Consider the following 21,445-nt stretch of genomic DNA (forward strand, 5'->3'; position numbering starts at 1 on the left):
GGAGTTTAGCGCGTAGAATAGCCGGACTGCGAAGCGCGGAAGCCGGTGAGAGCCCGGCGCGGTCGCGCCACTGTAATCGGCAGCCCAAGCCGAAAGCCAGACCTGAGCTTCGCATCATCCCTCTGCAATGACTATCGGGGCGCGTAACCCCAGGAGATGTCCATCATGACTGAAGCCGTTTTTAATTCCGCTTCTCAGCCTGCCTCCCAACCCGTTGCTCAACCCACGCCGATTCCGCTGCGCGAGTTATTGCCGTGGCTCGTGTTCGGCGGTTTGCTGCTATTGCTTGCGCTTTACTTCGTGGGTGCGGAACAGGGCGCCACATCGCTGGTGCCGGGTATGTACGTGCATGAGTTCGTGCACGACGGCCGCCATCTGCTCGGCTTTCCTTGCCACTAACGGAGTCGAACATGGTCGGTAAATTGTTGGTACGCGGGATGCTCGCAGGCATCGCTGCGGGACTGCTCACGTTCGGCTTCGCCCGGGTGGTGGGCGAACCGCAAGTCAATCAGGCGATTTCATTCGAAGAAAAGGCCGATGCCGCGAAAGGCGAGGCGCCCGAACCGGAGCTGGTGAGCCGCGATACACAACGCGGACTCGGCTTGTTGACCGGTGTGGTGGTTTACGGCGCGGCATTTGGCGGGTTGTTCTCGCTGGTGTTCGCTTACGCGTATGGGCGGATGGGGGCATTGAGCGCGCGCGCGTTGTCCGCGTGGCTGGCGCTCGGCGCGTTCATTGCGCTGGCGGTCGTTCCGAACCTGAAGTACCCGGCGAACCCGCCTTCGGTCGGCGACCCGGAGACGATCGGAATGCGCACAGGGCTGTTCTTCCTGATGATTGCGATCTCGCTCGCCGCGATGGTGTTTTCGCTCAAGGTCCGACGCCGTGCGGCCGCGAAACTCGGCGCGTGGAATGGCTCGATTGTGGCGGGGTTGGTCTTCGTTGTGATTATCGCCGCCGTGCAGTTGTCGATGCCGGCCCTCAACGAAGTGCCGGAGGCTTTTCCGGCGGTGCTGCTGTGGAAGTTCCGTGTGGCGGCGCTTGGCATGCAGGCGATCATGTGGACGACGATCGGACTGCTGTTCGGCGCGCTTGTCGAGCGGGGTGCGTTTATGCGGGTGAGCGGACGGGCGGCGGTCGAGTCAGCCTGACGGTGGGTGTGCGGAGCGCAGCCGGTTTGGGTGGCTGCGCTCTGAGGCCGGCGCTTTGCCCCTCGCTCTTCGCTTCTCGCGCAGTGGTCAAGAAGGTATGTGCATCAAGGAGTTGGGGTTGTTGTGGGGCGGTTATCCACAGGCTTCTGAACAAAAACTGTGGATAAAATTTTCCCGCAACGCAATACACCTACAAACATCTGTTCTGTTTAATTTCAACAGGTCAGATGTTTACATGTCGGACTCGGCGCTGGCTAGAATCCGACCGTGACATCTGTTTTGTGGGGAATATTGTGGGGGAAAATCGTTCGCAAACAATTCGCGAAGGGATGCTCCTGAAGCTCACCGCAGGCGATCATGGCCGCATCCTGAATGACGGCACACGTCTGCCCGGCAAGGTCTACGCCGGGGCGAAAGGTGTCAGTATCCATTTCCGCCGAAATCGCGGTGTCGGTGCAGGCTGTTGAACAGGCGCTTGTGCTGGATGGCAGTGGATTGGCCGTGGTCGAACTGCTGGATGAGGACGGCAATGTGGTCGATGACGTGAACGACTCGTTGTGGGGCATTGAGTCGGAGGCCGGCGACTATCTGAAGGAGACAGCGCAGGACATGGCCGAAGGGCTGGCACAAGGATTACAACGTGAGGCGCGCGAACGCATGTACTGGAACGCGCGGGACATGGTGACAGTGTGAACTCCCCATACATTCGTGAAATTGCCTGCTTGGCTTGCCGTCGAGACATGGCGTGCCAGTGGTGAGCGCACCGTGGCCCGGCTCTACGGTCTGGTCGAACATTATGCCGCGGCATATGGACGATCTTCAGACGTGTGTGTACTCAAAGACCAGGCACTGAAGTCGGTTCCGTCCTGGATGCTCCACGATGGTGAATCATGAGCGTACGACTTGAGGGGCGCAAGGTTCGCACTGAAAAGCTGATCGATTACTTCCGGGGCAACGCGGATGAGTTTGCGATGCTCAAGGGCGTGCTCTGTGTGTCGTACGTGATGGAAGGCCAGGACACGACGCGCTGGAAATACTTCTTCGATACGCTGCGCATCGCGGAAACGCCTGCGACGCTCACGCTTGAGGCGGTGCGGACAGGTATCGGGTGGGAACGGAAGGAAAAATCATAGGGTGTGATTTTCCTGACGTCGCGCAGTGAAACGTTTTGCATACACCCTTATCGTCGCAGCAAGTGACTTGACGATGCGAGGTGCATCAGTTTTAAGAATATAAATTAAATCTGTACTACTATCTGAATACCTACCTTCCGGGGTGACCTTCATGGCACTCCTCCTTTTCTCTTGCGTTCTATCGATCAGCAATGTCGTACCCGCATCTCCCGGTACGCTATTTCTTCTTGTCTGCTCCGCTGATTCTGACAGTTCCTGTTGTGCATTCCTACATCGTGCAGCCGTAAATCCGGGTCACATTTTGAGTGTGCGTAAGTAAGTCGCAAATTTAGGAATTGTCGGATTTTTCGTTTTTGGTGGTCCCTATACGGTGTGTGTGCATCAAACGTTTCAAACAATAAGCCAATAGGGATAAGAATGAAAAAATCCAGACTCCACGGTGGGACAGTCGGATTCGCGGGGCGCCTGCTGGCTGCCTTCTCGTTGCTAATATTCGCGTTCAGCGCTAACGCAGTCGACTGTTTTTCGCTGTATGCCCAGTCCGGCGCCACGCCGGGCTCCAAGACCTGCAAGCTCGACGTTACGAGCAACACGCCGGGCGGAATGGGCAACTACGCGTGTATCAATGACCTCGCCCTGATCGATCAGTGGTGCAATTCAACGGAAACCCCGCCAGACGATACCTGCCCCGTGGCAGACCCGGTGTTTCCCGCGAATGGGATTGTGACTTTCTCTGAAACTGACTTTGCAAGCGGTGACGCGTCGCCGCTTGTGTTTAGTCGTACCTACCTTTCGAAGCCGTTCGACAAAGCGCAGGTAGCGATGGGCGGGTACTGGGCAAGTAACTGGCAGCGACGGCTTGATCTGACCTCGGTCAATGCAGGCACGCCGAAAATCACCGCGTATCGGAGTAACGGCCAGCCTCTGATCTTCAAGTGGGTTAACGGCGGGTGGGCGGTGCCGGGTACGTCGGGTCTTTCTCTCATGAAAGCTGGCGACGGATACTTCTACCTGAAGGACGAACGGCTTGGCACGACCGAAACATACTCCGTCAGCACAGGTCTGTTTCACTCCGAGACAACACGCACGGGTATGTATCGTGAAGTTGGATACGTTGGACAACAGATAGATTCGATCGCGCAGTGGCCCGTTGATCGGATCGGGCAGACGGCATCGCGGCTGACACTTAGTCTGACATATGACAGTAATGGTCGCGTTCTGAGTGTAGTGCCGCCTTCGGGCAACGCGACACATTATGCGTACGATGCGAAAGGCAATCTTGTTTCAGTAACCGCGCCGATTGGATACGTTCGTCAGTACCTTTATGAGGATGCCCGCTTCCCCAATGCGATGACCGGGATAAAGGACGAATCCGGTTCACGGATTGCAACATGGACCTACGATTCCAGCGGACGCGCAATCTCGGTCACCCATCCGGACACGACACGTAACGTTTCGCTTAGTTATGGCACGAACACGACCACTGTTAGCAATATGTCCGGCAATAGCACGTATTCCTTTGATGTTGGAGATACGTCGCGTCCCGGCTCAATTGTTACGCCTGGTGGCGCGGTCTCACGTACATAGGACACATCAGGGAACCTGAAGCAGACCGTTACACCGGATGGGAGTACACAGTACACGTGGGACGGCGCCAACCGGCCGACAAAAGCAGTTGCGACAGTCTCTGGTAACAGGACGGTAACGACGATTGAGTATAACGACAGTACCTCCTTGCGTCCGCATCTGGTCGCCACGCCAGGCAAAATCCGTGCGTTTGTCTACGACCAGGCCGGCAACGTCACCGGCTACGCCGAGACAGAGACGACCGATCCGACGGGCGACCAGGGCATGCAGGCCGTTGGGACCGGTAATCAGTGGACAGTTGGTGCACGGTACGATCCGGCGAACCGTCTTCTGTCGGCTGCGATCACCCGTAACGGCTCGAAGCGTGAAGACTGGACCTACACATACGACGTACGGGGCAATGCCGAGTCTGTGAAGGATGCCGTATCTGGCTGGTCGATGCGAACGCTTGCCCGCAATTCTGAGAATCGTGCAACGCAGATAGCTGGTAGTAGCGGTCAGGCGAGCATCGGATACGATGAGCGCGGTCGCGTAAAGTCCTTCCAGTATAACGAACCGGCAAGTTCGGTAAATGGTGGACTCGCCCGAGTACTGGCAGTCGATTATCGGTACGGTCCAGATGGTACGGTGTCCTCGCGCACGGCTCAGGTGTCAACGAATGGCGCCTGGTGGAAGCCGATCAGTGATGCTGAATTGGGTGTCTGGCTGACGAACTGGGAACTCGGGAACGACCCGGTTGCGCCACCCGCGAACCTGACAGGACTTCAGTCGGATGCTCCGGCATTCGTTCCTGACATGTGCGTCGAATGCTACATGGCCTGGAAGGCGTTGCCGACAGGTAAGCTATTCGGGGATGAACTGGGCGAACCACTACCGGCATGGCGTGAAACCACCGAGTTGATGGCGAGCGATCAGGCGCAGGTTCCTCATCCAGTGCTTGTGCCGGATCTGACGAGTTCTGCGAAGCGGTCAACGCTTTACAGTTCGCTTTTTGGTGCAGGGAGCGGGGATGGGGGAATGGTGAAGTGTGGTGGTCGAGAATCCCATGAGGCTGCGTGCCATGCACATTATGAAAATGATGTTGATGCATGCCGGCTATTGGCCGGGACAAGAGGGAAGCGAAACTTGGCCCTTTGCATGGAGAACGCTTTTGACAGATATCAGGAATGTAGGGGGTATTAATGCGTAAACGTCCACCATATTCAATGGTTGTCACCTACGTCGACGATCCACAACAATTGATCATGCAAATGGTCGAATCAGCCAGCGTGGCTCCACTTTTGGCGGAATGTATGGAAGTCCCCTTCTTCGTGGACGACCAAGAGTTCGAATTCGACGATGAATTAGCACGACAGCTCGGCGTTGCAATGCTCAACGTAATCGCAGAGGGACGCCCGGAGGTCAAAAGGCGTTTAAACGTCACGCAGCACCCCATTGACGAGCCACCAGAGGAGTGACTGGCCAAGGCGCCTGGCGCTGCGACCATCGCAATTCTGGTCGCAGCGCCGGGTAGCCCGCTAGTTCTACGAGCCAAATCAGCCTTTAGGCGGTCTTCTCTTCACGGCTCCCCCGCAGGAGTGGCAGCGTGATCCGGCAAAAAATCATGGAGGTGTGATTTATTACATTAAGGTTCCGGCCAGGCATTAGCATCTACGCCTTTATCACAGATGGGCTCTCCCGGCATCGGAAAGAACACCGGGGCGAGAAACCCGTGGAACTGGTTCTTCATCCCGACCACGAGCGCATGCTATGTGACGAACTGCACATGCGACATTCGGATGTCCGCTACAACGGGCGCGAATTCAATGGCATCCCGGTGCTTGAAGAGCCCTGCTGCCGGACCCCTTGGCTGCTCAATGAGGACGGCCAGCGTTGGGAGCTGTAGCCCTATCATCGCGCGTCGTGGGGGATGTTCCTGGCGTTCTCCATCGTGTGTGCGCCGCAGCGTACACAACCGCCCCGTCAGCTTTCTGCTTTAACAAGTGACTTGTAGAAACGGCACCCGAATTGCCGTTAGCTTGAGTGCTTTACAAAACACATGTCTAATATGTTGGCCCTTTTCCGTTGAGGGGAAAGGCAGTTTCCCCGCACCGCAGCGTGTGGGGAAACGTGGGGGACCGATGTTTGGCGGCCTGTGGGGAATGCTCAATTTCCCCTCACATGGCCCGCCTTATGGCGTGGGGTTGAGGGCTGTGGGGAGATACTTATCCACGGACTTGCGAACAATTTGTGTGGATAAATTGTCCCGCAACGCAACACACTCACAAACATCTGTTCTATTTAAGCTCAACGGGTTAGATGTTTACATGTTGGATTCGGTGCTGGCTGGAATTCGACTGTGACATCTATTGTGTGGGCAACACCGTGGGGGAAAATCGTTCGCAAACCATCAGCGAAGGGAAGCCCACCGCAGGCGATCATGGCCGTATCCTGAATGACGGCACCGGACTATTTGGCAAGGTGCACGCTGGGGCGAAAGGTGTCAGTGCCCACTTCCGCTGCTACCCGTGACTTGATGATGCGAAGCGTATCTGTTTATCAGGATCTAATTTCGCACTACTATCTGGGCGCCTTCCTTTTGCGGGCGGCACTTCCTTCCGGGGTGTCCTTCAAGGCACCCATCTTTTTCGCTTCCGTTCTGTCGATCTGCACTGTCGTACCCGCAGCTCCAGATTCGCTATTCCGCCTGCTGATTGACCCGGAAAAATGCACCGTTGAAGAGGTCGAGTACAGCGGCAAGTTCGCAGGGCCGAACGGCGCTTATGAACTGATCGGCTGTGAGAACATCGAAACCATACTGACCGAGCAGAGTGACTGGCTGTATGTGGACGAGGAAGGCAAACGGCAGCGCCCCATGCAGCACGCGTTCTTCACGCCGCTGTTCCCCTACGAGCCGCTGCTGGGGCGTGCGCTGGTCGTCGGCGGTTCTGGACCCGATGGCGAGGAAACGCCTGCGACGCTCACCGTTGACGCCGTGCGGTCAGGCATCCAGTGGGAGCAGGAGGAAAAATCATAGGGTGTGATTTTTTCCCTTATCATCAAAAGCGCGCGCTCAGTGGCCACAGCATGCGCGTTCCGCTGCATTGCCATTTGACGGACGGCGCGCACTCACGTGCAGCCGTCTCATTCAAGTCACTTGTTCGTGTTGTGGCTATGCTGCGCGTCAGTGCAGTTGGTGTGCCGTGTGCTTGGCTGGCTTACGGTCCGTCTCTTCGGCACTAACCCAAACTCCAGCGTCAGGGTCATAAACTCCCCATAGGCTTGCTTTGCGCTCGGACGGCTCGCGGCATACATTGATGCGTTCAGTTGCATATTTAAGCGTGAGCGCCAGCGTTGCATCGTCCATTTCATCAACTACTTCGAGTTGCATTTCGTAGTCGGGCAAACCGATAGACCTGAATTCGTCACGCATGTAGTCGAATACCCATTGATCGAACGAGAACGTTACGATCTCGGTATCTTTGGGTGACTCAAATCCGAGTGGCACGTACCTAATGCGGGGTGCTCCCGTCTTCACGATCAGTGAGCTGGCGTCCTCCAGCACCGCGGCAAATGCCATCATGCACCACAGCTTGCCGCCGCAGTCCCGGACATGCTCCAGCAGATCGAACGCCTGCAACGACATGACCCGCCAGTTATCCGAATCATCGTTGCTGTGGTACTTGTTCCGCATGTGTGCATAGACAGCGGCGAGGATGTGTGACGTAAAGATCACGGGGCCATTTTGTGTACCGTCGCCTACCCACGCAGGTTCAATGAATAGCCCCGTACCGGTGAAGCGTTTGCGCACGACAAGCCAGAGCGAAACGGGTGCGATGTACTGTGTTTTGATTGTCATGGTGAAAAGTCGATCAAGAAGCCCCGCCGAAGCGGGGCAAGCGCTATCTACTCGGTTCACTAAGCCCGCAAGGATTGTCACAACCGTTAGGCCCGCACGCGGGTTCAAATTCGACTTCGATCTGGTTGCGTTCCGCTATCGTTGCCTGGGGACTGGTTCGCCAGATTTTGGTATCGATGTTGATCCGGTTCGCCGTCACGCCCAAGCTCTGGAGAAAGTCGCTAACAGATTGAGCGCGTTTGCGCGCTGTGGTTTCAGCATCGCGTTCGTGTTCATCCGCTAGTCCGTAGATAACCACTGGACCACCGTTTGCTGCGCTACTCCGAGCAGTAACAAGCAAATCGGCCAACTTGAATCGATCTGAATTCGATAACGCGGTAACGTTGCGCTCCATTTTCCCGCCGTATTGCAAGGCAAAGCTGCATGCGTTCGCCGTTCCCGGTCTGGATATCATTAATAGGCTAGTCAGGACAAAGGACATACCAAGCAATATTGTCCGCGTTTTGAATTGCCATGTTCGGCTCGTTTTGGGCAAGGCGCTTTCCGAGTAATTGTCCATAGGTATTGTTGTAGTCAACTGATCCGAAAGTATCGATGAAGTGAGTGCATTCGTGAACGAGAGTAACCTGTTTCGAATCCATCGTTCCGGCCGTTTTGTCCGGCATCGTGCAGAATGTATCCCGTATTGCAATTGTATGAGTAGCGGTATCGGGGCGGCACACGTGGGCGGCTTCCCCACTTACATTTTTTCTGTTTGGGACGCATCCGGTCGCACGGTCCATGTACGAATCCGGCCTCACAAAATTCCAGGCTTTGAGTGCGTTCATAACAGGCATCATCGCGCTCAATCCAGCCATGAGCGTTTGCCTCGTTGCTACGTCCGTTGAACCGAACCAGATTCTTACGCGCTCCTGTGCGGCCGGTGTCCATGCGGTGAGTTCTGCCAGGCGCTGCTGAATTACCTTAACGGCGTCATCCCTAAGCGCCAGAACCGTTTTGCTGAATTCCCGATCCGTCATATTTTTGCAGATCGGTGTTGTGTCGATCGTTACGTGTATCATCGATTCGGGATTCGTATTTGTTACTGCTGTTGAGTGAACCTCGAACCATTCTTCGTTTTCGTGCGCATCGAATTCGTATTTGCTGCCGTTTCCAAGATTACTCATTCCAGTTGTCTCCGCTTCCTTTTAATGTGTGATTTCAAGACAAAGCCGCTTCGACTCATCTGTCGAAATTCGTTGCGTCATGCCGTGTGAGTCAGTTACACCGCTTGCTATAACGACTGAGCCGCTGCGTACGCGATAGCGCGTGTTTGCGAATGGTTTTCCCTCTGCGTCACTGAGCGTATATTGCTGATCGTAGACAGGAGCCTTCGCTGGTCGTGCGGCGGGTTTTTCGCTTTGCCTCCCCTCCGAATGGAATGCGGTAGACGAAGCCGCCGCAAGGACGCGGTTGTTACGGCACGGGCACAGAACCCAGTCCAGGTCTTTAACCATCGGGAAGCCATCGTCCATCCAATCACGCGCGCTGCCCGCGATGGGCCACGCGCCATCGCAGTTCCCACAAGTCGCCTTGTTTTCCCCACGTGCGTACATGCGGCCAGCTTCGTCATATTGACTGCTGCGAGCGATCACTTCGCCGCCCGTAGTAGTGCGGTCACCATCCGCAACGAGTCGATCAAACATTGCTATTCCTCTTTAATGGACGACTTCAAGCCGTATCTGCTTGCTCGTGTCTGTGGCGATGCGCTGTGTTTTTCCGTTTGCATCGGTGACGCCGTTTGCCACGATGTTCGAACCGATACGCACGCGATAACGTCTTCCAGAAATTGGATAGCCTTCGTTGTCGGTAAGGGTGTATTGCTCATCGTAAGTGCCGCGATTTTCACTGGTCATTGAAGTGCCGAAAGCACCGCCGCTCGTCGCTGCCCATTCTTCAGGGGTGAACGAGTGCCACGCGCTGTCCTGTGACGCGAGCATCACAGGGGGCGGTGTGCATTTGCAGAGGCAGATATCGCCGTCCAGCGCCTGCTGCTTGCCCATCATCGTTGCGTCCCGGTGTGGTCCCTTCCAGCCGATCACACCTTCGGATTTGCAGCCGTTGCACCAGACCCTAGCACCGATGAATGTGATTGGCGTTCCATGGTGTGTGCAACTGTCGATGCCTTCCGTGACCACACCGCCGTTTGTGGACTTGTCGCCCAGCTTCAGGATGGCTCGCCTCATGCAAAGCCTTCCGTGTTGTAGTGCTGCTTTCCAGGCATTCCGATACCTCCGTGAAGTAAGCGAAGACGACCGGCCCGGTAATGCAACCGGTGACGCAGCGGGCAGATGTTTCGCCCATTTGGGCGATCCTGACGCTGCCTTCGCAAAGGGGGTATCAGACGAGTCCGATTTAGGGCACAACTGATTCATGGCGCATTGGCGCGCGTTCACAGGTTGACCTTCGACAGGTCGTGTCAGGTATCGTGGAACTGTCTGGAGGCTTGCGTAGCCAGCCTGCCGAGGCCGGCTTTCTTACCATCGAAGAATCATGGGGGTGTGATTTATGACATTGAGTTTCCGGCCAGGCATGAGCGCCTGCGCCTTTATCACGGATGGGCTTTACCGGTATCTGAAGGAACATCGCGGGGAGCAACCTGTCGAGCTGGTTCTTCATCCCGACCACACGCGCATGCTGTGTGATGAACTGCACGTGCGACGCTCGGGCATTCATTACGACGGGTACGAATTCAATGGCGTCCCGGTGCTTGAAGACCCGTGCTGCCGTACGCCCTGGCTGGTCACGGAAGACGGGCAGCGCTGGGAGCTGTAGCCCTATCATCGCGCGTCGTGGGGAAAGTCCGCAGCGTTCCCCATCGTGTGTGCGCCGCAGCGTACACAACCAACCCGTCAGCTTTCAGCTTTAACAAGTGACTTGTAGAAACGGCACCCGAATTGCCGTTAGCTTGAACGCTTTACAAAACACATGTCTGATATGTCGGCCCTTTCCCGTTGAGGGGAAAGGCACTTTCCCCGCGCCGCAGCGTGTGGGGAAACGTGGGGGAACGATGTTTGGCGGCCTGTGGGGAAGCTCAATTTCCCATCACGTGGCGCGCAAAGCCTTATGGCGCAGGTTCAGCGCTGTGGGGAGAAACTTATCCACAGGCTTGAGCACAATTTCTGTGGATAAATGCGTCCCGCGTCGCATGGGGTTGACAGGCCCCTGCTCCGCTGCTGGCGACCATCGCGACGTTCCGAACGACGGCACGGGTTTGTCCGGCAAAGTCTACGGCGGGGCGAAAGGAATGGCGTGGCATGAACCCTCAGGGCGACTTCGGTCGCCCTTTTTTGTTGTGCGGAATCTTCGTCGCAATGCGATTCTGCTGGCGCGCAAAAGGCGCCTCCCCATACCTTAAATAGTTATCCGCATTTTGGTCTCAATCAATCATTTTCATATTTATGCGGGATACCTATCTATTTATCGGTTTGACCAATTTTTACACGGCTCCTATATACACCCGACAATCCCAATTCGATAATGGAAATAGAAAACCTTGGGCAAGAAAAAGCGCGTGACCTGCTAAGAAAATCCACCGCATCAACCTGATTCCGCAAGGGGCCTTGCCTGGCTCCGGTCCGCCATGCATCCAGTGCGCGTCGACGTGCCTGCACGCCTGATCCGACGCAGCCGTAACGATCAAAACCGGAGCCGTCTTCATGCCTTTCCCACTTTGTGCGTCATGTCCTGCACCGCATATTTCCGCAGCACAGTCGCCCGATAAGTGACGGATTCCGACATGGCGAGTATGGACCCGGAATTACCGGCGTATTACCAGGGCGAACTGCGCTACATCCACGAACTCTTCCAGGAGTTTGCACAGCAGCACCCAAAGATTGCCCGCAGGCTCGGCGCGCAGGCAGGTGAAGCGGGCGACCCTTATGTCGAGCACCTGCTCCAGTCCTTTGCGATAACGGCGGCGCGCTCGCAGATGCGTATCGATCGTTTTTCGCTGGACATCCCGTTGCGCAAGCTGGATGGCGTCGATCTGAACCTGACCGCGCCGCTGCCATCGCTGGGCGTGGCGCGGTTCTATCCCGATGCAGAGGCACCGCATAGTCCGCAGGGCCTGACGTTGGCGCGTGGCACGAGGCTCACGGTACACGCAGCCGAAGATGCAACGGAGTGCGCGTTCCTCACGAGCCAACCGCTCAGGCTCTGGCCGGTTGCTATCACGCGCGCGAAGCCGACTGGCATTCCCGCCGACGTTCCGGCGCTCTACCGCTACGTCCACGACGGCCAGGACGCGTCGCGCGTGCGTGGGGCGCTGCGCCTGAGCCTTGCTACCGTCAACGGCATGGCGTTCCGCGGTCTTGAAGCGCTGGACGAACTGCCCGTGTACCTGTGCGGTGAGGAGAAGATGGCCTCCCAGCTCTTCGAATTGATCCATACCAGCGTGGTCGGCATCGTCATGGGTGTGCCGGGTGAATTCAAAAAGGGCGATCTGTATGGCGCAAAGCTACCCGGCATGCCGTACATGCAAGTGAAGCACGCGGGGCTGGAGCCGCATGAAAGCCTGTTGCGTCCAGTCGCCATGAAGTTCCACGGACACAGGCTGGTCCATGAATTCTTTGCGCTCCCGTCCAGATTCGGCTTCTTCACGATCACGGGGCTGGCTGCGGGGCTCAAGCATATCCGCGGCCCTGAGGTCGAAATCGTGCTGCTGCTCGCGCGCGAGGCGGCAACACTGGACCAGCAGATCGGCGTGCAGGATTTCGCGCTGTACTGCACGCCTATCGTCAATCTGTACCCCGCGACGAGCGAGCGGCTCACCATCCACCCGGAGAAGCACGAGCATCCGCTCACGCCGGTGGCGGAGCGGCCGGGCGACTACGAGGTTCATTCGGTAGATCGTGTCAGGGGGCAGCTGGAAGAGGAGTCGGAGAAGTTCCTCTTCCAGCCGCTCGGCGCCGCACTCCCCGACGACACCCGCCGCAACTCGCGGTATTTCATGCTGCGCCGCGAGCAGCAACTGGTGGCGGATAACGAACGGCGATATGACACGCACCGTGAGTTCGTGCGCACGCATACCGCGATCACGCTCCTTGGCGAGAACCGCGAGCCGGATGAAACAGGCATGCGGTTTCTTACCTTCGACGCCTGGTTGACGAACGGAGATCTGCCCTGCGTGCAGCCACGCAACGGCGTGAACGACCTGACGATGGCGGACGCGAAGGCGGTTGAGAGCGTCGGCTTCGTGCGCGGGCCGACCGCGCCCAGGCCGCCGCTCGCGCTCGGCGCACAGGGCGACGCGGCCTGGGAGCTCGTTCGCCAGCTTCATCTTGAGCTGGCCGTCTTTGACGACGAATTCGACGAGCCCAATCCCGGCGAGGGCCTGCGGCTGATGCTCCGCCCGTATCTGGCAGCCGGTGATCCGGCAATGGCCCGTGTTCTCGACAGCCTGGTCGGGGCAACGGCCGGCGCGGTCAATGACATGCATCGCTGGGGCGGCGAGCTGCATCTCGCGCGCGGCATCGCGATCACGCTCACCTTTGACGAGTCGCGGCTCGACGGCTGGTCGCCCTTTGCGTTCGCGCTGGTGCTGGAGCGCTACGTCGCGCGGCACGTCTCGGCACATTGCTTTACGCGCACCACGGTACGCACCACGCAGCGTGGCGAGATTTTTACGTTCCCGACGCGTGGCGGCACGCGCGGTGTCTTCTGATGGAGGTTCACGGTGACATGGAATACCCAGTCGCGCACGCTGGAAATCGTCAGCGACGCGATTCCGGAGCACTGCGGGAAGAAGATCTTCGAACCCGTGCGTTGCAAGGGCACAGACAAACTCGGCCGGCTGTTCGACTACCGGATCGACGTGCAGACCATCGAGGCGAATGGCCTTCACGTCAACGACATGGACAGGCTGGTCGACGTCAGCAAACTGGTGGGCAGACGCCTGACCGTGAAAATCGCCATCGAAGGCAGCGGTACGCTGGAGAATGGCGAGCCAAACATCGGGGCCGATGTTCGCGTGATCACGGGCGTGATTGCCGAAGTGAAGTGCATGGGTGCGGACGACCGGCGCATGTTTTACCGTCTGCGTCTGAGATGCCTGCTCTGGCTTGCGTCGTTGAACCGCGACAACCGGCATTTCCGGGACGGGACGGTAAGGGAAATTTCCGACGAGATCCTGAAGAAGTATCCGTTCAGTGTCCGGTGGAACCTTATCGGTGCGGGCAATGGAAGTCGGAACTATCCGAAGCGGGACTATCAGCGCCAGTTCTGGGAATCGGACTTTTCCTGTTTGAACCGGCTTTGGCAGGAGTGGGGCATCACGTTCTATTGGGATGACGACACCCTGGTGCTGATGGACAGCGCAGGCTACCCCGCCCACGGTCCTGCCTGCAAAACGGTGCGTTACCTGGAACGCGGCGGGCAGCGCATGGACGAGGAGCATATCCACAAGCTGGAGTATTCGCGTGGGCTGACCACGGGCAAGGTGGCCGGGATTGATTACGACTACACGCGCGCAACGAACCGGCAGTTCAAACGAAGGATCTCGAACCACCGGGACGCCGCGCACGACAACGCCGAGGAATATACCTGGCTCGACTACGCGCAGCCCCAGCAGGGCGCGATGGGACTGAATGCCGAACCGAACGACTACGAGTTCGAAGGCGACCATCTTGCGCGCGTGCGCGCCGATGCGCACCGCAACAAGTCACTGGTCATCAAGGCCACGGGAAATCTGCGCGGCGTGATGACGGGGCACCAGCTCACGGTTGCGGATCATCCGTTCGCACCCGTCAACCGCAAGTACATCGTCACGGGTACGAAGACCGAAATCGTGAACAACGATTCGGTCACGCAGGGCGGGACGCTACAGCGCGAGTACACGTGCAGGACGAAGTTCACGGCGATCCCGAACGACCACTACTACCGCACGCCGCAGAAGGCGAAGAAACCGCGCGCGTTTGCGGAGAAAGCGGTGGTCACCGGCCACGACAAAAAAGGCGTCCACACGGATGCGATGGCGCGTATCCGCGTCAAATTCATCTGGGACCGGGTGAGCCAGGCCGATGAGGAAGCGTCGTGCTGGATACCGCTCATGCAGGTGTGGCAAGGGCAGCGCTACGGCATGAACTTCGTTCCGCGCGTGGGCGATCACGTCTATATCGGGTTTCTGAACATGGACCCGGACCGCCCGTTCATTCTCGGCAGCCACACAACCGATCGCAACGAGGCGCCGTGGGACCTGTACGCGAACCACGCTCTCTCGGGCTGGCGCAGCCAGGATCTGGACGGCTACGGCAAGGGATCGAACACGGTGGTGACCGACGACACGCCGGGCCAGCTCCAGGTGCAGGTGACCAGCGACCATGCCAACTCGAGGTTCGTGGCGGGCTGCAACGTGCGCATCGACGGGAACAAAGGGCGCTCGCAGGCGCGCGGCGAAGGCATCGAGATTGCGACCGACGCAAATGCGGTCATGCGCGCGAACCGGGGCATGCTCATCACGACGGAGGCCCGCGAGGGGGCGACGGCTCCCATGAAGGACATGGGCGAGACGATTGCGCGCCTTGACGACGCTCGTACCTTGCACGACAGGCTGGCGGGAGATGCGCAGGCAAACGGCGCGCAGGATTCAGGCGGAGATCAGAAAACCGCTGCCGCAGCGATCAGGGCGCAGAACCGTGCGCTGGCGGGCAAGGTCGGGGCGGGCAAATTTCCTGAATTCGCCCAGCCGCACCTGACGCTGGCAAGTCCCGCCGGCATCGAGTCCACCACGGCGGGCAGCACCCATATTGCGAGCGGCGAGCATCTCGCGATGACGAGTGGAGCCGACGTTGCGATTGCGGCGGGCGGGTCGTTGTTTGGGTCATTCGGCAACAAGTTGCGCATGACCGTCCAGAAAGCCGGGATGCGGCTCGTTGCAGTGTCGGGCGATATCGATCTGCGCGCGCTGAAAGACAGCATCAACCTCCTGGCCAGGCTCAATGTCACCGTCACGGCCGAGAAGATCACGATCAGCGCGAAGCAGGAAGTCGAAATCCGGGGCGGCGGCAGTTTCACGCGATGGAGCGACGGAAAGATCTACCACGGCACGCCGGGGAAGTTTGAAATCCATTCCGCGGGGCGCCTCTTTACCGGACCGGATTCGACCTCCCTTCCAACTCTTCCTGAATCGGCGCCTGGCCAGCAGGAGTTGCATTTCGCGCTAGGCGCGCTCGCGAACGGCGCTGCTCACCGGTACGTGGAGGAACCCTATGAACTTTATCAGGGCAACGCGCTGATCGACAGCGGTGTGACCGACAGCTACGGGCGCGTAGTGGTGAAAGACCATCAGCCGGAGACGACGGAGTATTGCGTCAAGCTTTGCTATGGCGGCCAGTTCAGGATGAAGGTCAAGGATGCGCTCAATGCCGATGCCGACCATATCGATCAGCGCAGCAACCGGGGCGACCGTGCAGTCTGATAACTCATTTGAAAAACCGGAGACGGATCAGTCATGTCCAATCTGAAAACACAGAATCCCGTCGACGTCGCCATTGCCGAAGTGGGCGGCCAGGCGCAAGGCTCGGTCCAATGGCTGCTCGAAAAGAAGACATGCCCGGATGCGCCCGAGATTACCGAAGGCAACGATCTCCAGTTCTTCATCTGCGGTCAGGAGGGTTTTGGTCAGTTATCCAAAGATCTGCGCGCTGCGAAGTCGACGGTCGATATTGTCTGCTGGGGCTTTGACCCGGGCATGGAAGTCGAGCGCACAGGCGAAGCGTGGCCGCGCGACCTGCGATACGGCGATCTGCTCGAACAACTGGCCAAAGCTGAAGTGCGGGTCAGATTGCTACTCTGGTTTGATCCTCGCGCATCGAGAAAGCAGAACAGCATGCCGGGTTATACCGATGTGCCGGTTTCCCTCGCGACGAGCCCCATCCAGCGGATGGTCCAGGGGGATGATCCCTACGGCAACCCGGTGCGTCACGACTGGTGCAAGGCGTGGTGGAAACGGCATGGCCTGGAAAATGACCGCATTGACCCACGCAAGGCGCTGTACCCCGATCATCTTCAGATCGTCCTGCGCGGGATTGAAAAGCAGGCCGTCAAGGGTCTGCTGGCCGCGGACATCGCCGAGGAGGACCGGCCCGATTCGAGCTGGCTTAGCCCGGTTGACGAATCCGCCTTGCTGTGGAATTACCCGACGCATCATCAGAAACCCGTCCTGATCGACTATGCACACGATGGTGGCAGTAAGGCGGTGGGGTTTGTGATGGGACTGAATTCGGTCACGGACTTCTGGGACGCGGCGGAGCACAAGATCGAAACGGGTCTGCGCGAAACCGGTGCGAGGTCCACATGGGAGGGTGAGATCGATCACGAATACAGGAGCGATTTTGGCGGCGGCGATCCAGGCGATGCGCAGAAGGTGGCGGCGATTCATGGCGGAAATTACAAATCCATCCGCCCTTATCAGGACTATGCCTGTCGGGTGGTGGGGCCGGCGCTGAGGCGGCTGCACGAAAATTTCGAGAATGGCTGGAATGCGTTTGCGCCTTCGCAATGGAAAACATCGGCGAAGGAGGGCGATTCATTGCCGCCGAAGATTCCTACGCTTGCGAAAGACCCGGCACAACGCGTGCAGATAGTCCGGACTCAGGCGGTGGAACGGGAGAAGACTATCAAGAAGCTTTATTTCCAGGCTACGAGTATTGCGCGTAATTATATTTATATTGAAAACCAGTACTTTTTTTATCCAGAGTTTGCGCGTCATCTGAAGACGGAGCGAAGAAAGTTCTGCCGGGCATGGGCGAGGTTGGCGAAAAAACCGATGACAGCCGTGCCAAATCTTCATCTCTTCATTGTCATTCCTCATCCAGAGGATGACGGAATGGTTCCCCGGACGTTCGACACGCTGACCGAACTGGGAAAGAGCGATGCAATGCCCGCGCAGGCGGGCTATGTCGATGAAGGGAAGGCCGATCAGCAATACGGCAACCATTCAACACAGGCGACTTACACCACCACATTCACGGACGAGTCTGGCGAGCCGGTCAGCATTGCTCGAACTCATCCAGTGCTGGATCGGCCTAGCCTGGAAACACTGGAACGGACGGTGGGGCTGAAGGTGAGCGTGGCGCGGCTATGCACGAGCGACTCGGTGGAAGGAAAGATGGCGTATCGGGAGATCTATATCCATTCGAAGTTGATGATCATTGACGATGTGTTCCTGACGCTCGGTAGCGCAAATTTGAACCAGCGCAGTATGTCGGTGGATAGTGAGATCAATATTGCGGCGACGGGGGCGGAGCATGCGGCCAGGTTGCGTGGTGCCGTGTTCGGGCTGCATTCTGACAATACAACTACTGGTGACGGCGGTCGGGAGGCAATGCCAGATGTTTTTGAAAGTTGGGAGCGCCTTGCAAACAAAAATCTTGATAAATGGAAAGCGGGAAGGGAAAAATTGAAGGGATTCCTGATGAAATTCGAAGACCGGCGGTCTACCAATACGAAACATGCCATGAATACCGTACCTTCCTCCACGGACGGTGAAACCGCACTGACATGAAATTCACCCCCGCTCGATATCTGTTCAGTTTTTGCTTACTTTTCGGTTTGATACAAGTCGCGCTTGCCGGATCCCCAATTCACCAACTCGTGGCCGCCATGTCCAGTTCCGATTCGCCTCGTTATACGAAACTGCCGCTGTTTGCTCCGCATCGCAAGGATTTCACGTGTGTGTATCAGGAACAGCATCTGCCGCCTGTCGATCCGCAGGCCGAACTGTGGTTCCAGCAGGCACTCGCATCGGAACTTGATCCCAACATCTATTGGGAAGACAAGGACTGGGGAAAGATCTACCAGCTTTACTTGCAGGCTGCGGAACGCAACCACTGGAAAGCGATGCTCAATCTTGCCAGTGTGATCCTGAGTGACTACCCGATTCCCGTCAGAGATCCGGACATGGCAATTTCCTGGGTAGAGAAAGCGATGCAACTTGGGGTGCCCGATGCATGGGACACGATGGGTGTCTATCACATGAATGGCATCGTCAAGGGTGGAGACGCCACGAGCGCGTATGCATTCTTCCAGAAAGCCGCCGACATGGGCAGCCCGTTAGCCCAGGCGTTCCTGGGGGCGGCGCTGGATGCCGGCTGGGACAATCCGGGCAACGGATTCTGGGCTAATCTCCCTGTTGGGGAGAAGATGCTGGAATGTGCCGTGGCCCAAGGTTACGGCGACGCGGCGGATGAGCTTGGACTTGTATATGCTCGCCCCCACACACCGGAAGCAAATCTTCGCGCGTTAAAAGTTTTACATGAGGGAGTAAAGCTTGGTAGCGCAAAGTGTGCGAAGTCCCTCGGCGTTGAGTTTAGTGGTTTCTCTTTGTCTTCTGGCGACAATATCGCAGGCTACGTCGACATGGAAAGGTCCAAACGCTACAGGAAGATCGGTGACGTCTTGAAGTGGTACGAAGGCACCCTGAAGCTCCCCAATCTGGACAAGGTGTTGCCTCTTCCTCCGGCAGCCTTACCGAAATGGGACGGCGACGTGCAAACACTGATCGACGCCGCCAAGGCCGTTACTCCGCCACCAACATCTCCAGCGCACCCTTCACAGTCTGAACCTCACGCGGCTCTGACGAAAGCCGGGTTGCTGAGACAACTCGCGGACCGACCCGAACCATTGCGCTGCAATGGTGGGCTCAAATGTCCGCAGTCTGGCATATGGGAGGCTCGCGTGGCCGCAGCGCATCCGCTTGCCGCACTTTATAACCGATGGGACCGGCAAGCGTTCGTCGAGAAAGAGGCCAGCTTTCCCGATCCGCGACAGCAGCATCTGGACATATCGGCTCACGACGTCCGCTGGACCTGGCTGGGCAGTCCCAATCGGTTGCGCGTAGCGGATGTGTATGACATCGCATTGTAGGGCTTGTTTTGTATTTGCCGCGTCGCGAGAAAGAACGGCACGGCAGCTTATGGCTTGCGCTCTCTATCAGGAGTTTTCCTGCCACCTGAAAAAGGAGCGGGAGAAGTTTTGCGACGTGTGGGCGAGATTGATAGAAAGGGATTCCTGATGAAATTCGAACGATGGTCAAGTCGCACTTACATGAAGTTCGCTCGCGTTCGATATCTGTTCGGTTTGTGGCTTCTTTTCGTCGTGGCACAAACCGCCCTTGCCGAATCCCCAATTCGCCAGTTGATGACTGCCATGTCCAGTTCCGATTTGCCCCGTTATACGAAACTGCCGCTGTTTGCGCCACATCGCAAGGATTTCACGTGTGTGTATCAGGAACAGCATCTGCCGCCTGTCGATCCGCAGGCCGAACTGTGGTTCCAGCAGGCACTCGCATCGGAACTTGATCCCAACGTCTATTGGGAGGACAAGGACTGGAGAAAGATCTACCAGCTTTACTTGCAGGCTGCGGAACGTAACCACTGGAAAGCGATGCTCAACCTCGCCGCATTGATATTGAGCGGTTACCCGGTTCCCGTGAGGGACCCTGAGACGGCGATCCGCTGGGTGGAGAAAGCGATGCAACTTGGGGTGCCCGATGCCTGGGACACGATGGGTGTCTATCACATGAAGGGCATCGTCAAGGGCGGAGACGCTACGAGCGCGTACGCGTTTTTCCAGAAAGCGGCGGACATGGGTAGCCCGTCGGCTCAATCATTCCTGGGTGCGGCGCTTGACGCCGGTTGGGACAATCCGGGCAACGGGTTCTGGGCCAATGTTCCCGTTGCGACGAAGATGCTGGAATGTTCGCTGGCGCAAGGTTACGGTGATGCGGCGGATGAACTGGAATTTATTTATGCCGCAGACGGAACGCCGGAAGCCAAGCTTCGCGCGCTGAAGGTTCTACATGAAGGGGTAAAGCTCGGAAGTGAAAAATGCGCAAGCTTTCTTAGCACTCAGTTGGATGGCCTGGATCTGAGCAATGGCGGGAGTGTTACGGGTCATGTCGATAAAGCACGGGCTGAACGCTACGGGAAAATCAGCGACATCCTCGCGTGGTACGAAGGCACCCTGAAGCTCCCCAACCTCGACAAGGTATTACCTCTTCCTCCGGCAGCATTGCCGAAATGGGACGGCGACGTGCAAACACTGATCGACGCCGCCAAGGCCGTTACTCCACCGCCACCAACATCTCCAGCACACTCGCCACAGTCCGAACCTCACGCGGCTCTAACGAAAACCGGGCTACCGCCACAACCCGCGGCCCGCCCCCAACCAATGCGCTGCGACAGCGGGCGCAAATGCTCAGAGTCCGGCATACGGGAGGCGCGTGTGGCCATCAGGCATCCGCATGCCCCACTTCACAACCGCTTGGACCGGCATGCATTCGCTTGACGTAGCAGCGCAGCCCCAATCAGCTACGCGTACCGCGCTGCCCACAACACCGTATCGCACGACATATTCGCCCTTTCCCCGTCGAGATAAAGAATGACACGTCAGATTATCGTCACCGGTGACACATTGGCCCCCTTCGGTGGAGAAGTTATCGAAGGCTCAGAGATGGACAACATCGACGGTCGCAAGATTGCCCGCAAGAGCGACAGGGTGTATTGCGCAGAACACGGCGTGAATCCGATTGCCGAGGGAGACGACTCGACACTTGTCGACGACAGACCCGTAGCGCTCGAAGGGCATCGCGCATCGTGTGGCTGCACATTAGTGAGCCGGCAGCAAACATTATCGGTGGCGTGACGAAAACACGTACCCGTACTAACCAAAGGAAGGCAGCGCTTACACAGCAGAGC

21 protein-coding genes are annotated in these 21,445 nt (G+C 57.7%); 16 read left to right on the plus strand and 5 right to left on the minus strand.

The window, feature by feature from the left end; translation table 11 throughout:
* Positions 1–165: 165 nt before the first annotated feature.
* The 4 genes from PDMSB3_RS22340 (at position 166) to PDMSB3_RS22355 (ending at position 2,284) form a co-directional block, all read left to right on the plus strand.
* The gene (locus PDMSB3_RS22340; protein ID WP_007176126.1) at positions 166–399 is read left to right on the plus strand and encodes a CbtB domain-containing protein; all 234 of its coding nucleotides are present in this window, start codon (positions 166–168) and stop codon (positions 397–399) included.
* Positions 400–410: 11 nt separating this feature from the next.
* Positions 411–1,151, plus strand: a complete 741-nt coding sequence (locus PDMSB3_RS22345) for a CbtA family protein (protein ID WP_165187739.1) — start codon at positions 411–413, stop codon at positions 1,149–1,151.
* Positions 1,152–1,568: 417 nt separating this feature from the next.
* Positions 1,569–1,844 carry a hypothetical protein gene (locus PDMSB3_RS22350; RefSeq protein WP_165187741.1) on the plus strand — a complete coding sequence of 92 codons (276 nt, stop codon included), beginning with the start codon at positions 1,569–1,571 and terminating at the stop codon, positions 1,842–1,844.
* 197 nt (positions 1,845–2,041) lie between these two features.
* Positions 2,042–2,284, plus strand: a complete 243-nt coding sequence (locus tag PDMSB3_RS22355; protein WP_165187743.1) for a hypothetical protein — start codon at positions 2,042–2,044, stop codon at positions 2,282–2,284.
* Here PDMSB3_RS22355 and PDMSB3_RS22360 read toward each other — a convergent pair.
* Positions 2,279–2,437: a hypothetical protein gene (locus tag PDMSB3_RS22360; protein ID WP_165187745.1), complete on the minus strand. Its 159-nt coding sequence runs from the start codon at positions 2,435–2,437 to the stop codon at positions 2,279–2,281. The two genes, PDMSB3_RS22355 and PDMSB3_RS22360, sit on opposite strands and share 6 nt — an antisense overlap.
* A gap of 264 nt (positions 2,438–2,701) precedes the next feature.
* Here PDMSB3_RS22360 and PDMSB3_RS37930 point away from each other — a divergent pair, with 264 nt between their 5' ends.
* The 5 genes from PDMSB3_RS37930 to PDMSB3_RS22380 all read left to right on the plus strand — a co-directional run bounded on the left by PDMSB3_RS37930 (position 2,702) and on the right by PDMSB3_RS22380 (position 6,887).
* A complete protein-coding gene (locus PDMSB3_RS37930) occupies positions 2,702–3,871 on the plus strand; it encodes a DUF6531 domain-containing protein (protein ID WP_232064295.1) in 1,170 nt (389 codons plus the stop codon).
* A 147-nt stretch (positions 3,872–4,018) separates the two neighbouring features.
* Complete coding sequence (locus tag PDMSB3_RS37935) at positions 4,019–5,053, plus strand: hypothetical protein (RefSeq protein ID WP_232064296.1); 1,035 nt, start codon at positions 4,019–4,021, stop codon at positions 5,051–5,053.
* Between the two features lie 23 nt (positions 5,054–5,076).
* A complete protein-coding gene (locus PDMSB3_RS22370; RefSeq protein ID WP_232064297.1) occupies positions 5,077–5,328 on the plus strand; it encodes a hypothetical protein in 252 nt (83 codons plus the stop codon).
* 254 nt (positions 5,329–5,582) lie between these two features.
* Positions 5,583–5,756: a hypothetical protein gene (locus PDMSB3_RS22375; protein ID WP_165187749.1), complete on the plus strand. Its 174-nt coding sequence runs from the start codon at positions 5,583–5,585 to the stop codon at positions 5,754–5,756.
* A gap of 600 nt (positions 5,757–6,356) precedes the next feature.
* Positions 6,357–6,887 carry a DUF3846 domain-containing protein gene (locus tag PDMSB3_RS22380; protein WP_165187751.1) on the plus strand — a complete coding sequence of 177 codons (531 nt, stop codon included), beginning with the start codon at positions 6,357–6,359 and terminating at the stop codon, positions 6,885–6,887.
* A 147-nt stretch (positions 6,888–7,034) separates the two neighbouring features.
* Here the strand turns inward: PDMSB3_RS22380 and PDMSB3_RS22385 are convergent, their stop codons facing one another.
* From PDMSB3_RS22385 to PDMSB3_RS22400, 4 genes are all read right to left on the minus strand, one after another.
* The gene (locus tag PDMSB3_RS22385; protein WP_165187753.1) at positions 7,035–7,709 is read right to left on the minus strand and encodes a hypothetical protein; all 675 of its coding nucleotides are present in this window, start codon (positions 7,707–7,709) and stop codon (positions 7,035–7,037) included.
* Between the two features lie 461 nt (positions 7,710–8,170).
* Positions 8,171–8,875: a M35 family metallo-endopeptidase gene (locus PDMSB3_RS22390; RefSeq protein ID WP_165187755.1), complete on the minus strand. Its 705-nt coding sequence runs from the start codon at positions 8,873–8,875 to the stop codon at positions 8,171–8,173.
* Between the two features lie 21 nt (positions 8,876–8,896).
* Positions 8,897–9,394 carry a PAAR domain-containing protein gene (locus tag PDMSB3_RS22395; protein WP_165187757.1) on the minus strand — a complete coding sequence of 166 codons (498 nt, stop codon included), beginning with the start codon at positions 9,392–9,394 and terminating at the stop codon, positions 8,897–8,899.
* A 12-nt stretch (positions 9,395–9,406) separates the two neighbouring features.
* Positions 9,407–9,934, minus strand: a complete 528-nt coding sequence (locus PDMSB3_RS22400) for a PAAR domain-containing protein (RefSeq protein ID WP_165187759.1) — start codon at positions 9,932–9,934, stop codon at positions 9,407–9,409.
* Between the two features lie 322 nt (positions 9,935–10,256).
* Between PDMSB3_RS22400 and PDMSB3_RS22405 the strand changes: the two genes are divergently transcribed.
* The 7 genes from PDMSB3_RS22405 (at position 10,257) to PDMSB3_RS22435 (ending at position 21,392) form a co-directional block, all read left to right on the plus strand.
* Positions 10,257–10,523, plus strand: a complete 267-nt coding sequence (locus PDMSB3_RS22405; protein ID WP_165187761.1) for a hypothetical protein — start codon at positions 10,257–10,259, stop codon at positions 10,521–10,523.
* A 964-nt stretch (positions 10,524–11,487) separates the two neighbouring features.
* Positions 11,488–13,413 (plus strand): type VI secretion system baseplate subunit TssF, encoded by a 1,926-nt coding sequence (tssF, locus tag PDMSB3_RS22410; RefSeq protein WP_165187771.1) that lies wholly within the window; start codon positions 11,488–11,490, stop codon positions 13,411–13,413.
* A 12-nt stretch (positions 13,414–13,425) separates the two neighbouring features.
* On the plus strand, positions 13,426–16,164 hold the full coding sequence (locus PDMSB3_RS22415) for a type VI secretion system Vgr family protein (protein WP_007176129.1): 2,739 nt from the start codon (positions 13,426–13,428) through the stop codon (positions 16,162–16,164).
* Between the two features lie 33 nt (positions 16,165–16,197).
* Positions 16,198–18,252 (plus strand): phospholipase D-like domain-containing protein, encoded by a 2,055-nt coding sequence (locus PDMSB3_RS22420; protein ID WP_165187773.1) that lies wholly within the window; start codon positions 16,198–16,200, stop codon positions 18,250–18,252.
* Positions 18,249–19,613, plus strand: a complete 1,365-nt coding sequence (locus PDMSB3_RS22425) for an SEL1-like repeat protein (protein WP_007176131.1) — start codon at positions 18,249–18,251, stop codon at positions 19,611–19,613. The genes PDMSB3_RS22420 and PDMSB3_RS22425 overlap by 4 nt, the downstream gene beginning before the upstream one ends.
* Positions 19,614–19,760: 147 nt before the next feature.
* The gene (locus PDMSB3_RS22430; protein ID WP_165187775.1) at positions 19,761–21,035 is read left to right on the plus strand and encodes an SEL1-like repeat protein; all 1,275 of its coding nucleotides are present in this window, start codon (positions 19,761–19,763) and stop codon (positions 21,033–21,035) included.
* A gap of 93 nt (positions 21,036–21,128) precedes the next feature.
* Positions 21,129–21,392 (plus strand): PAAR domain-containing protein, encoded by a 264-nt coding sequence (locus tag PDMSB3_RS22435; RefSeq protein WP_011490773.1) that lies wholly within the window; start codon positions 21,129–21,131, stop codon positions 21,390–21,392.
* Positions 21,393–21,445: the final 53 nt, after the last annotated feature.

It is taken from the genome of Paraburkholderia dioscoreae (genome assembly GCF_902459535.1).
GTDB classification, from domain to species: Bacteria; Pseudomonadota; Gammaproteobacteria; order Burkholderiales; family Burkholderiaceae; genus Paraburkholderia; species Paraburkholderia dioscoreae.

Excerpts from the sequence above, each read along its gene's own strand:
- PDMSB3_RS22340 (WP_007176126.1), top strand. The coding sequence starts at position 166 with ATGACTGAAGCCGTTTTTAATTCCGCTTCTCAGCCTGCCTCCCAACCC.
- PDMSB3_RS22345 (WP_165187739.1), top strand. The coding sequence starts at position 411 with ATGGTCGGTAAATTGTTGGTACGCGGGATGCTCGCAGGCATCGCTGCG.
- PDMSB3_RS22355 (WP_165187743.1), top strand. The coding sequence starts at position 2,042 with ATGAGCGTACGACTTGAGGGGCGCAAGGTTCGCACTGAAAAGCTGATC.
- PDMSB3_RS22360 (WP_165187745.1), bottom strand. The coding sequence starts at position 2,437 with ATGAAGGTCACCCCGGAAGGTAGGTATTCAGATAGTAGTACAGATTTA.
- PDMSB3_RS37930 (WP_232064295.1), top strand. The coding sequence starts at position 2,702 with ATGAAAAAATCCAGACTCCACGGTGGGACAGTCGGATTCGCGGGGCGC.
- PDMSB3_RS22370 (WP_232064297.1), top strand. The coding sequence starts at position 5,077 with ATGGTTGTCACCTACGTCGACGATCCACAACAATTGATCATGCAAATG.
- PDMSB3_RS22385 (WP_165187753.1), bottom strand. The coding sequence starts at position 7,709 with ATGACAATCAAAACACAGTACATCGCACCCGTTTCGCTCTGGCTTGTC.
- PDMSB3_RS22390 (WP_165187755.1), bottom strand. The coding sequence starts at position 8,875 with ATGAGTAATCTTGGAAACGGCAGCAAATACGAATTCGATGCGCACGAA.
- PDMSB3_RS22395 (WP_165187757.1), bottom strand. The coding sequence starts at position 9,394 with ATGTTTGATCGACTCGTTGCGGATGGTGACCGCACTACTACGGGCGGC.
- PDMSB3_RS22400 (WP_165187759.1), bottom strand. The coding sequence starts at position 9,934 with ATGAGGCGAGCCATCCTGAAGCTGGGCGACAAGTCCACAAACGGCGGT.
- PDMSB3_RS22405 (WP_165187761.1), top strand. The coding sequence starts at position 10,257 with ATGACATTGAGTTTCCGGCCAGGCATGAGCGCCTGCGCCTTTATCACG.
- tssF (WP_165187771.1), top strand. The coding sequence starts at position 11,488 with ATGGCGAGTATGGACCCGGAATTACCGGCGTATTACCAGGGCGAACTG.
- PDMSB3_RS22420 (WP_165187773.1), top strand. The coding sequence starts at position 16,198 with ATGTCCAATCTGAAAACACAGAATCCCGTCGACGTCGCCATTGCCGAA.
- PDMSB3_RS22425 (WP_007176131.1), top strand. The coding sequence starts at position 18,249 with ATGAAATTCACCCCCGCTCGATATCTGTTCAGTTTTTGCTTACTTTTC.
- PDMSB3_RS22430 (WP_165187775.1), top strand. The coding sequence starts at position 19,761 with ATGAAATTCGAACGATGGTCAAGTCGCACTTACATGAAGTTCGCTCGC.
- PDMSB3_RS22435 (WP_011490773.1), top strand. The coding sequence starts at position 21,129 with ATGACACGTCAGATTATCGTCACCGGTGACACATTGGCCCCCTTCGGT.